The sequence below is a fragment of the Blautia sp. BIOML-A1 genome (genome assembly GCF_009883055.1).
In the GTDB taxonomy this organism is placed as follows: Bacteria; Bacillota; Clostridia; order Lachnospirales; family Lachnospiraceae; genus Blautia_A.
Window position 1 is genome coordinate 1 of the sequence record NZ_WWVR01000053.1, and the last position, 12,460, is coordinate 12,460.

The 12,460-nt window shown below is 40.8% G+C and carries 13 protein-coding genes; 10 read left to right on the forward strand and 3 right to left on the reverse strand.

The window, feature by feature from the left end; genetic code table 11:
• Window positions 1-279: zinc ribbon domain-containing protein (locus tag GT674_RS15740; protein WP_161286548.1), on the forward strand; the 279-nt coding region annotated here is incomplete at its 5' end.
• A gap of 248 nt (window positions 280-527) precedes the next feature.
• Window positions 528-1,394 (forward strand): shikimate dehydrogenase, encoded by an 867-nt coding sequence (gene aroE / locus GT674_RS15745; RefSeq protein ID WP_161286550.1) that lies wholly within the window; start codon window positions 528-530, stop codon window positions 1,392-1,394.
• A 206-nt stretch (window positions 1,395-1,600) separates the two neighbouring features.
• Here the strand turns inward: aroE and GT674_RS15750 are convergent, their stop codons facing one another.
• Entirely contained in the window at window positions 1,601-1,909 is a 309-nt protein-coding gene (locus tag GT674_RS15750; RefSeq protein ID WP_161286552.1) for a nucleotidyltransferase family protein, read from the reverse strand.
• Window positions 1,910-2,109: 200 nt separating this feature from the next.
• Between GT674_RS15750 and GT674_RS15755 the strand changes: the two genes are divergently transcribed.
• The 4 genes from GT674_RS15755 (at window position 2,110) to GT674_RS15770 (ending at window position 5,410) form a co-directional block, all read left to right on the forward strand.
• Complete coding sequence (locus tag GT674_RS15755; RefSeq protein ID WP_161286553.1) at window positions 2,110-2,379, forward strand: hypothetical protein; 270 nt, start codon at window positions 2,110-2,112, stop codon at window positions 2,377-2,379.
• A 4-nt stretch (window positions 2,380-2,383) separates the two neighbouring features.
• A complete protein-coding gene (locus GT674_RS15760) occupies window positions 2,384-2,524 on the forward strand; it encodes a hypothetical protein (RefSeq protein ID WP_161286555.1) in 141 nt (46 codons plus the stop codon).
• A 324-nt stretch (window positions 2,525-2,848) separates the two neighbouring features.
• Window positions 2,849-3,229: a hypothetical protein gene (locus tag GT674_RS15765; RefSeq protein ID WP_161286556.1), complete on the forward strand. Its 381-nt coding sequence runs from the start codon at window positions 2,849-2,851 to the stop codon at window positions 3,227-3,229.
• Between the two features lie 57 nt (window positions 3,230-3,286).
• Entirely contained in the window at window positions 3,287-5,410 is a 2,124-nt protein-coding gene (locus GT674_RS15770) for a HaeIII family restriction endonuclease (protein WP_227240649.1), read from the forward strand.
• A gap of 121 nt (window positions 5,411-5,531) precedes the next feature.
• On the opposite strand, the gene dapF is transcribed toward GT674_RS15770, so the two are convergent.
• Window positions 5,532-6,386 carry a diaminopimelate epimerase gene (dapF, locus tag GT674_RS15775; protein ID WP_161286559.1) on the reverse strand — a complete coding sequence of 285 codons (855 nt, stop codon included), beginning with the start codon at window positions 6,384-6,386 and terminating at the stop codon, window positions 5,532-5,534.
• Window positions 6,387-6,719: 333 nt separating this feature from the next.
• Window positions 6,720-7,949, reverse strand: coding sequence for a [FeFe] hydrogenase H-cluster maturation GTPase HydF (hydF, locus tag GT674_RS15780; RefSeq protein ID WP_161286561.1), 1,230 nt, complete (start codon window positions 7,947-7,949; stop codon window positions 6,720-6,722).
• A gap of 284 nt (window positions 7,950-8,233) precedes the next feature.
• Here hydF and GT674_RS15785 point away from each other — a divergent pair, with 284 nt between their 5' ends.
• The 4 genes from GT674_RS15785 to GT674_RS15800 all read left to right on the forward strand — a co-directional run bounded on the left by GT674_RS15785 (window position 8,234) and on the right by GT674_RS15800 (window position 12,302).
• Window positions 8,234-9,088 (forward strand): transporter substrate-binding domain-containing protein, encoded by an 855-nt coding sequence (locus GT674_RS15785; protein WP_161286563.1) that lies wholly within the window; start codon window positions 8,234-8,236, stop codon window positions 9,086-9,088.
• A gap of 108 nt (window positions 9,089-9,196) precedes the next feature.
• A complete protein-coding gene (locus tag GT674_RS15790; RefSeq protein WP_161286564.1) occupies window positions 9,197-9,982 on the forward strand; it encodes an amino acid ABC transporter permease in 786 nt (261 codons plus the stop codon).
• Complete coding sequence (locus tag GT674_RS15795; protein ID WP_161286566.1) at window positions 9,966-10,742, forward strand: amino acid ABC transporter ATP-binding protein; 777 nt, start codon at window positions 9,966-9,968, stop codon at window positions 10,740-10,742. The genes GT674_RS15790 and GT674_RS15795 overlap by 17 nt, the downstream gene beginning before the upstream one ends.
• A gap of 120 nt (window positions 10,743-10,862) precedes the next feature.
• Complete coding sequence (locus tag GT674_RS15800; RefSeq protein WP_161286568.1) at window positions 10,863-12,302, forward strand: M20 family metallopeptidase; 1,440 nt, start codon at window positions 10,863-10,865, stop codon at window positions 12,300-12,302.
• Window positions 12,303-12,460: the final 158 nt, after the last annotated feature.

The following is a 12,460-nucleotide window of genomic DNA, read 5'->3' on the forward strand; positions in this document are numbered from 1 at the left end:
CTGGAATATAAGTTGAAACTGTATGGGATTCAATTGATAAAACAAGAGGAAAGCTATACCAGTCAGTGCAGCCCGTTTTCACCGGAAATATCAAAGAGATATGCAGAATCATCAAACCGAAAAGAGCGGGGGATGTATATAACTGACGGAGTAAGATTTAACGCAGATGCGGTAGGTGCGTTTAATATCCTGCGGAAATATCTGTCCGTATCCGGGAAGCAAAAAGAATTGTTCGTAACCGGACTAAAAAAGCCAGAAATAATAAAAGTAGCTGCATAGCCGAAAGGCAAGCAGTATTGGTGTCATGGACGCACCCTGAAAAAAGGCGGTATCCCGCCAGATTTCAGATGCTCTGGTAACTCAGTTGCCGAGTAGTTCACTATATCATGGTTTAGAACAAAATGGAATATGCACGAGACATGATAAAACACAGCCTTGCTTTATCACTTTAAATCGTGTATAATTGACACTACATAAAGGTGAGAGAGGACTTGCCAAATTTTGATACGCGGAAAGGAATATGGATTATGTCAAAACATATCACAGGACACACCGGATTATTATGTTTACTTGGAAGCCCGGTCGCACACAGCGTTTCACCGGAAATGCACAATGAAGCATGCGATCAGCTGGGGCTGGATTATACATATCTTGCGTTTGATGTACCGGAAGACAAGATGCCGGAAGCAGTTCAGGGTCTCCGCACAATGGGAGCCAGAGGATGGAATATTACCATGCCGGGCAAGAATATCATGTGTAAGCTTGCTGACAAGGTATCTCCTGCTTCCGAGATTTCCGGTGCGTGCAACACGATTGTCAATGACAATGGCATACTGACTGCTTATACAACAGATGGCGTTGGATTTATGAGAGCAGTTGCAGAGAACGGAGTGGACATCATCGGAAAGAAGATGACTCTTCTGGGTGCCGGCGGAGCAGCTACTGCAATCCTGGTACAGGCTGCACTGGATGGTGTTGCTGAGATCAATGTATTTAATGTAAGAGATAATTTCTTTGGAAGAGCTGAGGAGATCGTTGCGAAGCTGAACGAACGAACAGAGTGTAAGGTTACACTTCATGATTATTCTGATCCGGAGATTCTCCGGGCATCCATCGCAGAGAGTGCGATCCTTGTAAACGGTACTTCTGTGGGAATGGCTCCTAACGTAGACAGAACGATCATCACAGATACAAGTATGTTCCATAAGGATCTGTTTGTATTTGATGTAATTTATAATCCACAGGAGACAAGACTGCTCCGTGAAGCAAAGGAAGCAGGATGCAAGACTGGTAACGGTATGTACATGCTTCTGTATCAGGGAGCTGCATCCTTTAAACTCTGGACAGGGGAAGAGATGCCGGTGGAGATCATAAAAGAGAAGTATTTCTCTTAAGAAGAGGAAATATTGGCTTGAGAAGTTGAGAAAACTTACAGCGGATGCTGTGGGGAATCGCAAAGGGGACTTCGCAGTCCCCTCTGCACACCCCTCGTTTGTGCTTTCGACGGGACGAATGGTAGTAGGAAAGATACAGAGTTCTTCATTGTGGAGGACGGGAGGGTGTTGACTTTACTGATTTTGAAAAATTGGTGTCAGGTGTTTTAGGTTGTAAGTGATTTAAGTTTGTTTTCGTAGATGGTAATACCATCTTTTTTTATTTCTTCTTTTAATGCATCTGAAATGGGTGCATCTGCTTGTATAATATCAAACATCAAGAGTGAATATATATTTTCTTTGACATCCCAGTAAAAGTTATCGAAATCCACACCGTATACGACAATATCAATATCGCTTCGTTCTGTATGCGTACCTCGTGCGCGAGAACCAAATGGTATGATTTTGGTAACGGAATATTTCTGGGCAAGTGTGGTAAGTTCTCTGAAAACTCTATCCGGTAGATTGTATCTCATATCGTATCACATCCGAATTTATATGAAATTATATCCAGGAGTTTTTATAAGCATATCATATTTTGGGATGATTAACAATCATTTGCAAAGTTAGAGGAAGGAGAAATATCAGGGGATTTTTTGAGATAGTATTGAGAACTAGAATGAAAGCGGTTATACTGTGTATACAGTAGACACAGAAACATTGGAGGTATAAAACAATGGAATCTAGATCAGATGAACTTTATCATGCGTTATGTGAAAAGGGGTATCCGGATGAATTCTGCAAGGAGATCGCCTATCAGCAGATGAATACAGATTATACAGCCACGCGAATGTTAGGCTACCTCTACCGCGTCTCCAATCCCCGCCCGGAGGACGTAGTAGACGAAATGCTCGCAATCCTGACCGACCGCGAAGCAATCATCCAAAAGAAAGAACTGGAACACGCCCAGGCAACGATAAACAAAGTTTACCGAAAAGGGCTGTGAAAATATGAAAACATTAGAGCAATTCAAAGCAGAACAAATGACAGATTGGGAATTTGCTACGGAGTACGAAAAGATTCGCCTTGAACTTGAAAATGAAAAAACAGAAATAGAGGCAGAATATGAATTAAAAAATAATGTGGAATAATAAGAAAAAGCACTGAAAGTTATGATGAATCATGAGTTCAGTGTTTTTTTGTTGTTAATGTGAAGCTACGCTTTGTTGTGTATGAATGATTATCTATGGAAAATTTTGTCGAACATTTTTTCTTTTCGAAAAGTACATAATGTGCTATATTTAAATGCAGGAAAAATTAATTTTAGTTACTGGAAGTTGAGGTGATATTCACACAAGATTTTTTGAATGTAAGCTAAAATCATAAGAGAATAAAATAATTATAAAAAATGCGTTTAAGTGGTGAAAATAGTTCTTGAAAAATAAAAACATATGTTCTATAATTGCGAGGTGTGTATGAAAAAAATAAAACATTTAATGAATATTGAGTATTGTTTAGAAAAACAAAAATGTAGAACTATAAAAACGATTATGATTGATAAGAAGGGAAAACTATTAATAAAGAACTTATATATTGATGATATCTGTGATAATATAGAAAAGATAAGAAAACATAAATTAGTAGTTTTCAATGTAGAGGAAAATCAGAAAGAAGAAATATTAAATTTCTTTTGTGCTCAAAATAAAAAGGGATTACTAGCAGAAGTTGATGAAAAAGAGATATATTATTTTCCAGATTTAAATTATCAGGATGCATATTTGATAAAATATTTATTGGAAAATAAGTGCAGTATAAATAGTAGTCTTAAAATTATTTCGGGAAATAATGTTGTATAATATAAGTGGTTAAGGCGAATGATTCAAAGGAATCAAAGGACGATGGAGGTTATTGGAATGAGTTTTAAAGTTGTTTCTATGTTTTCTGGAGCTGGCGGTTTAGATATGGGATTTCATAATAAAGGATTTAAAATATTATGGGCCAATGATTCGGCAAAAGATGCATGTGACACGTATGATAAATGGGCTAATTATAATAAGGATGGAAGTAGAAAACCGGAAAAAGAGTGTACAATAATTAAATGTGGAGATATTTCAAAATTGGATTTAAAAACTGTATTACCAGATACAGAGGTAGATGTTGTATTAGGTGGATTTCCATGTCAGGGATTTTCTTTAGCGGGACCAAGACAAGTTGATGATTCTAGAAATGTTTTATATAGACACTTTGTAGAAATGGTTAGAATAAAAAAACCAAAGGTTATTGTGGCTGAAAATGTTATAGGAATAAAAACATTAGGTGGTGGAGCTGTTTTTGATAAAATTATTGAAGATTTTTCTGAGTTAGGATACACAATGTCGGCACCAACAGTTAATGCAAAAAACTATGGAGTTCCACAGGATAGAATGCGAGTTATATTTATAGGAATAAAAAATGAAATATGCAAAGGTGGGGCATATATTTTCCCTTCTGGAGATCCCAAAATTGTAACGCTAAAAGAAGCATTAAAAGATCTAAATGAAGTGGATTTAAATGAAGTATGTCAGGCACCATTTTCATCTAGATATATGTCGAGAAATAGACAAAGAGATTATGATGATGTTTCATTTACGATACCTGCTATGGCAAAACAGGTTCCATTAAGTCCTGACTCAGATGGAATGCAATTTGCAGCAAAAGATAAATTTGAATTTATTGGAAAATATAGAAGATTAAGTTATAGAGAGGCTGCGGCGATACAAACTTTTCCAAGGGAAATGGAATTTTGTGGTGATTTAGAGAGCAAGTATAGACAGATTGGAAATGCGGTACCTGTAAAATTAGCAGAAGCGATAGCAACAGAGGTAAATAGAATTTTAATGACAGAGGATTTAAGTCCTTTTTTAAATATGGAAAATCCAGAAGCAGAGATAAAAGGAAGCTCGGCAGATAAAAGAATTACAAATACAGTAATAAGTGGAAAAGCTTTTGAATATGCTACATTGATTGGTATATATCAAGAGTTGATAGAGCATGGATGGAAGGCTTCAAATTTAAAGCTACACAGGGACAAATATTATAAAAATATAGAACGAGCATATCAGCTTATTAGTGACCTTAATGAAGAAGTTGAAGAAGATGACAATGAAATAGATTTTATACAAGTAGAAGAAACTCCTAATGATTATGACCGTGCAGCTCGAGTTGCTGCTCGATATTTGAGAAGTGTAGAGCCGATTTTAACATCAAAAGAAGAATTATATGGAATTTTAAGAGCTATGCCCGATCAAGCAGGAAGTAAAGGTGATGTAAGAGATATTGATTTAAAGATATTTGAAGATGAGAATCGAAAAATAGAAATTATTGATATAGGGATTAGCTGTAAAAATAATCATGAAGCAGTGAAACATCCAAGAATAACAGAGAATCCAGATTTTGCGAAGGCTTGGACGAATGGGCAATTTGAATGTAGTAGGCAGTTCATTTGTGAAATGAATAAAGTATTTGATTTAATAGATTTATATGCGAATAAGTATAAAAAATGGTCAGAAGTTGCAGATAAAAAAGAGAGTATTTATTATCCTATTATAAAATTATATGCAACAGAAATAAAACGCTTGGGAACGGTAGATGAAAATGCAAGCGAAGAAGAGCAGGAACGAGCAAGATTGTTTACAAAAACATTTTTTGAATATATGTTCGGAACACGTGATTTTTATAAATTTATTAAAGAGGATCATTCTTGTGCTACAAAGGTATATCCATATAATATGCATGGTTGCCTTATGAGAGACTATAATGGTCACAAGAATGAGCAAGCAGTACAAACAATTACTATGCCAGAAGAAATCGTTGAAGTACGGGTAAAACCTAAGAGCAAAACAACTATAGAAGTTTATTTTGATCAATGGATTATTTCTATGAGATTGCATAATGCAGACTCAAAAATATCAAGAACATCATTAAAATTTGATGTTCAAATAAAGGCACAGCCAAGAAAAGTAATGGGAACTATTTTGAGCTGGCAGAATCAAGATTAAGAGTGGTGGAAAGAGATATTAATAATGATATTTCTATTGAGCTTTTAAATTTTACCAGAATAATAAGAAAAAGCACTGAACCCATGATAGTGTCATGAGTTCAGTGCTTTTTTGTTACAGATTACCTAAGAAATGAAAGATCAATCTCTCCATCGAAAACAGTAGTAGCCGGTCCGGTCATGTAGACAAGGTTTTCCTGGCGGTTCCAGAGGATCTGGAGATCGCCTCCGAGGAGCTTGACGGTGACAGGCCTGCCCTCATCGACGAGTCCGTTCAGGGTGGAGGCTACAGCCACAGCGCAGGCACCGGTACCACAGGCGAGGGTTTCACCGGAACCACGTTCCCACACGCGCATCTGAAGAGTATGGCGGTCAATGACCCTGACAAATTCTGTATTGATACGATCCGGGAAAGCAATATGGTTTTCGAATTTCGGACCAATTTTTTCGATTTCGAGGTTTTCGAGATCATCCATATATACGATCGCATGGGGATTTCCCATGGAAACACCTGTGATACGATAAGCAGTGCCATCTACATCCAATGGCTCATTGATGACCTGTTCCTTGTCGGATACGATCGGGATCTGGTTTGCTGTGAGAATCGGTGAGCCCATGTTTACTTTGACCAGAGCGACCTTACCGTCATCACCGAGGGTCAGATCAAGATATTTGATACCACTTTTGGTGGCAACAGAGATGCTTGTCTTGTTGACAATACCGTAATCATAAGCGTATTTGGCAACGCAGCGGATTCCGTTTCCGCACATGGCTCCCTGGGATCCGTCAAGGTTGTACATATCCATCTCACAGTCGGCAGCATCAGATGGTTTGATCAGGATCAGTCCGTCAGATCCGATTCCGAAGTGGCGGTCACTGACAAATTTGGCTACTTCAGAGGGATTGGTGACAGTTTCCTTAAAGCAGTTTACGTATACATAATCATTGCCGATACCTTGCATTTTTGTAAATTTCATAAATTTCCTCCTGTTATTAAAGTATTCTCCCCATTAGTTATAATATCGTAACTGTTCACAGGTAATATCCCGCGAGGTGTTTTGCCATGAATATGGCAAAATCCCGAGACATATGGGGCAAAATGCCATCACCGAAGGTGATTTGGAATGCATTTTGACCAAGTTACTGCGAACGGAGTGAACAGTAACACAATATCTTTTGTAAAAAGCTGGATAAACTTTCCAGTATCATAGAACCACAGTATAGCGGAAAAATGTTATGATTTTGTGAAAATTTACCAAAAAGAACTCAAAATTCTTATGAACAACGCTTAAAATTTCTTGCCGATAAGTCTACGGAAGCAGTTTCTGCATTTCTGGAAAAGGACCAAGGCTTCTTTTTAGAATTCCTGTGACCTGTGCGATCAGGATACCATAGTTGGTGATGGGAACTCCCTGATCCTGGCAGCAGGCAATACGATATTTCATTTCCCTCTCATTCAGCATACATCCACCACAATGAACCACCATTTTATAGGAAGAAACATCTTCCGGGAATTCTGTTCCGGAGGTAAATTCAAAGACTGGTTTTTTGCCGGTATAATTTCGAATCCAGTCGGGAATCTTGCTGGTTCCGATATCTCCGCACTGACGGTGATGCGTACATCCCTCAGATATCAGAATACGGTCGCCGTCTTCAAGAGAAGAAAGTGAAGAAACTCCCTTTAACTGTGTCTCAAGTTCTCCCTTATATCTCGCAAAGAGAATAGAAAATGAAGTCAGGGTAATATCTTCAGGGGTATCTCTGGAAACGCGTGCAAATGCCTGGCTGTCGGTGACTACGAGCCGTGGCCTGATCCCCTGGGCACGGAAATGTTCCAGAGTATCTTTAAGTTCGGTATCACGTACAACAAGAGAAAGCGCACCCCTCTCCAGGATGTCGCGGATCGTCTGCTGTTGCGGCAGGATCAGACGGCCTTTTGGCGCGGCCTTGTCGATCGGGACAACAAGGATCACCAGATCCAGAGGCTCGATCAGATCCTGGATCAGAGGATATTTGTGCGTATCTTCTGGCTTGAGAGAGGCGATTTTTTCTTTCAGTTCATAGATATTCATATTTGAGGAAGCACTGACCAGAACTTCGCCGGGACGGACAGACATAGCCAGATCTTTGATCTCTTCGTTTGAAAGCAGATCGATCTTGTTATAAACGACCAGATATGGAATTTTTTTCTTATGGAAACGATGGATCAGGGCGAACTCTTCTTCTGTTTTGCTGATTGTACTGTCTATGACCAGAATGGCGATATCGGTTTTATTCAGAACCTGATAGCTTTTGCGGACACGAAGCGCACCAAGTTCTCCTTTATCATCAATACCGGGAGTATCAATGATCATTACAGGTCCGAGAGGAAGAAGTTCCATTGTCTTGTATACAGGATCCGTCGTGGTTCCCATGACGGAAGAAACGATGGAGAGATCCTGACCGGTCACAGCATTGATGACACTGGATTTACCTGCATTTCTTTTTCCGAAAAAACTGATATGTACCCGTTCTGAGGTGGGTGTCTGATTCATTCCCATAGCACAGCCTCCTTTTATGTGTAAAATGCATAAAAATTTAGAAAACAAAAGTATTTATTTATTATAAAAAAATATATGAGTATATTCAAGTGTAATACAGGGATATCCATCCGGATTTAGGTGTTTTTACAAAGGAACTGACAAATATGACGGAAATTTTGTGTGTTTATTAATGAAAGTAGTGCTTGTAATTTTGAAATAGTGTGTTACAATAAGTAAAACGAAGAGGAAATATGCAAATTCATGCATAAATATTCTCGAAGCAGAACGAGGAGGAGAAGAAAATGAACTTAAAGAAAATTACAGCACTGGCACTTGGCGCAGTTATGGCAGTTTCTATGGCAGTACCGACATTTGCAGCAGATGAGGTTGAGACCGTTACAGATGGCAAGCTTACAGTAGCAACAAGCCCGGATTTTGCACCGTATGAATTCTATTCTATCGATGAGGATGGCAATCCGTCACTGGCAGGATTCGACATGGATCTGGCAAAATATATTGCAGACAAGATGGGACTGGAACTGGAAGTAATTCCGATGGACTTTGACGGTGTTTTAAGCGAACTGTCTCAGAAGAACGTAGACCTTGGTATGGCTGGTCTTTCACCGGATCCGGCTCGTGAGGATGCAATGGACTTTTCTGACATCTATTATGAAGGTGGACAGTCTTTTGTAACAGTTAAGGATAAAGCAGACAAATTCAAGACTCTGGAAGATGCAAACAACGCAGATTATTCTATCGGAGCACAGACAGGTTCTATCCAGCTGACTCTTGCAAACGAGAATGCTCCGGATGCTGATATCGTATCTCTTCCGAAGGTTACAGATCTTATCACAGAACTTCTGACTGGCAAGATGGACGGAGCATTTATCGAAACAGCTGTTGCAGAGAGCTACAAAGAGAACTACCCGGATCTCGAGATCGTATGTGACGTACCATATGAGGCAACCGGTTCTTCCATCGGTGTTGCCAAGGGAAATGAGGCTCTTCTGAAGGCTGTCAATGAGGCAATTAAATCCGCCAAGGAAGATGGTTCCCTGGACAAATTTGTTGCAGATGCTACAGAGCTTGCAGCAGGTCAGACATATGAAGGAACACTGGATGATAATGGTGCTGTTCCGGAAACAGATGCTGAATAAGCAGATTTACTTTACAGGAAATACAAGATAATAGCTGACAGATTCCTCCCCAGAATACATGGGGAGGAATTTTGCTGAAAATACTACTATATAATGAAAGGAGTTTTTATGGACAGTTTTATTAAATTATCAAATTTCGGGAAAATTGCTCCCTATGCACAGCTGTTCAGACAGGGACTTCTGGTAACTGTACTGCTGTCTCTTTTTACAGTAGCGATCGGTTTCGTACTCGCCCTGCTTCTGGCACTGATGCGTATGTCGAACATTCGTCCGTTCCGTGGTCTTGCCGTGAAGCGAAACGGACATCTGAGAGAGGGAGGACCGCTGGTATGGCTGTCAAAATTTAATCCTCTTTCTTTTATCGCAACAGCATATGTTGAGATCCTTCGATCCACTCCTGTGCTTGTACAGATCTTCATCATTTATTATGGGGTTTTTGGAATGATCGATCTGCCATCCTTCCAGATGTTTGGATTCATTAAATTTAACAGATTTTTCCCTGGTGTAGTAGCACTTGGCATGAACTCTGGTGCGTATCTCTGTGAGATCATCCGTGCCGGTATCCAGTCCATTGATCAGGGACAGACAGAGGCAGCACGTTCTCTGGGACTTTCCCAGACTATGAACCTGCGTTACATTATCCTTCCGCAGGCTCTCAAAAATATCCTTCCGGCAATCGCAAATGAATTTGTTGTTATCATCAAGGAGTCTGCGATTACTTATACCATCGGTGTACAGGATATCATGTCTGCTGTAAACGCAGTGAAGGGTGCAACATTTATCATCATTGAGCCTCTGCTGGTTGCAACAGCGATCTATTTCTGCCTGTGCTTCCCGACCTCCAAACTGATCGCATATTTCGAAAGGAGAATGAGCCATGGCGACAAACGATAGTATGATCCAGGTAAAAAACCTTAAGAAACATTATCACAGAGGTGCGATCAAAGCACTGGATGATGTGACTGTGAATATTAACAAAGGCGATGTTATGGTAGTCATCGGACCTTCCGGTTCCGGTAAATCTACTTTCCTTCGCAGTCTGAACCTTCTGGAAGAACCGACAGATGGAGAGATCATCTTTAATGGCGTGGATATTACCAAGAGGAGATATAAGGATGCTTCCGGCAAGAAGGTCAAACTGGATATCGATGCCCTCAGACAGAAGATGGGAATGGTGTTCCAGCATTTTAATCTGTTTCCGCACATGACGATTCTTGATAATATGACACTTGCACCGATGAAGGTCAAGGGAGTTTCCAAAGCAGATGCAGAGAAAAAGGCTCTGGAGCTTCTTGAACGTGTAGGACTTGCTGACCGTGCGAATGCGTATCCAATCCAGCTCTCCGGTGGACAGAAACAGCGTGTTGCGATCGTGAGAGCGCTTGCCATGGAACCTGATGTCATGCTTTTTGATGAGCCAACATCGGCACTTGACCCGGAGATGGTAGGAGAGGTTCTGGATGTTATGAAAGAACTCGCAAAAGAAGGAATGACCATGGTGGTGGTAACTCATGAGATGGGATTTGCGAGAGAAGTCGGAAACCGTGTACTTTTTATGGCAGACGGAAAACTGCTTGAAGATGGAACACCGGCAGATATTTTTGAGAATCCGACCAATCCACGTCTTCAGGAATTCCTGTCCAAGGTACTGTAATATTTATGGAAGATATTGAGCAGTTATGAATCAGTGAAAAAGGTAATCAGAAAATTAGTTACTGTGAACAGCTACGAAAATTCTGGTTGCCTTTTTATACTTTACAGAAAGAGGTAGATTATGACAGCAGAAAAACAGTCTGCACTGCAGACAATTGAAGAAAAAAGAGATCTGGTCATTGAGATTGCAGATAAAGTATGGGAATTTGCGGAACTTTCTCTTCAGGAATTCAAGTCAGCAAAAACCTATTGTGATGCACTGGAAGCGGAAGGTTTTGAAGTAGAGCGTGGAACAGCAGGTATTGAGACGGCATTTACCGCATCTTATGGTCATGGACGTCCATATATCGGAGTTCTGGCAGAATATGATGCACTTTCCGGACTTTCCCAGGAGGCTGGTCTGACCGAGCGAAAAGAACGCTGTGCAGGTGGAAATGGTCATGGATGTGGACACAACCTTCTTGGTGCAGGAGCCTTTGCCGCTGCCCTTGGAATCAAAGCCTATCTTGAGCAAAACGACATTTCCGGTACGGTACTCTTCTATGGATGTCCGGGAGAAGAGGGTGGTGCCGCAAAAGCATTTATGGCAAGAGATGGTGTATGGAAAAAGCTGGATGTGGCACTTACCTGGCATCCGGAGGATGTCAATGAGGTGGCAACAGGATCTTCTAATTCCTGTATTCAGGTACAGTACAAGTTTACCGGAACTGCTTCTCATGCGGCAGGTGCACCGGAGATGGGACGCAGTGCACTGGACGCAGTGGAGCTTATGAACATTGGAGTACAGTTTTTGAGAGAGCATATGAGCGACACGGCGAGAATCCACTATGCGATCACAGATGCAGGCGGCTGCAGTCCGAATGTTGTACAGCCTCGCGCGAGTGTTCTTTATATGGTACGATCCAATCATGTGGCTGAGGCGGTAGAACTTCAGAAACGTGTGGACAAGATCGCAGAGGGTGCAGCTCTGATGACAGAGACTACTTATGAGAGAAAGTTTATTGACGGACTTGCGGATACCGTGAGCAATTTTGCTCTGGAGAGGGTTCTCTACAGAAATTTCCAGGAACTTGGAGTTCCGGAGTATACAGAAGAAGAAAATGCCTTTGCAGATACACTGGCAGACACTTATGATCACAGTGCAGTTCCCGGGGTTGCAGCAGAAAATGATGAGGATGCAAGAGAAGAAGTTGAGAAGATGCAGAAAGCATATGGACATGCTATGAATGGATTTCTTGCACCTCTGTATCAGAAGGATGCATTCCAGGCTGGTTCGACAGATGTCGGTGATGTAAGCTGGCTGACTCCGACAGCACAGATTCATGTGGCAGCATGGCCAAATGGATGCCCGGGACACAGCTGGCAGAATGTCTCCTGTGATGGTTCAGAAATCGGACATAAAGCGGCAGTTCATGCGGGAAAAGTTCTTGCAGCGGCTGCGATTGATATTCTTGAGGATACGTCGATTCTGGATGAAGCAAGAGCAGAGTTTGAAAAACGTACAAAATCCGGTTATGTATGCCCGATTCCGGCAGATGCAGTACCGGTAATTCCGGACTGATATAAAAAACCGGCTCCATCAGGAGCCGGTTTTTTTATGTGCGAGGAGCACTCAGTTTCTTACTGTTCACTTCGTTCACAGTAACTTGGTCAAAATGCATTCCAAATCACCTTCGGTGATAGCATTTTGCCCCGTATGTCTCGGGATTTTGCCATATT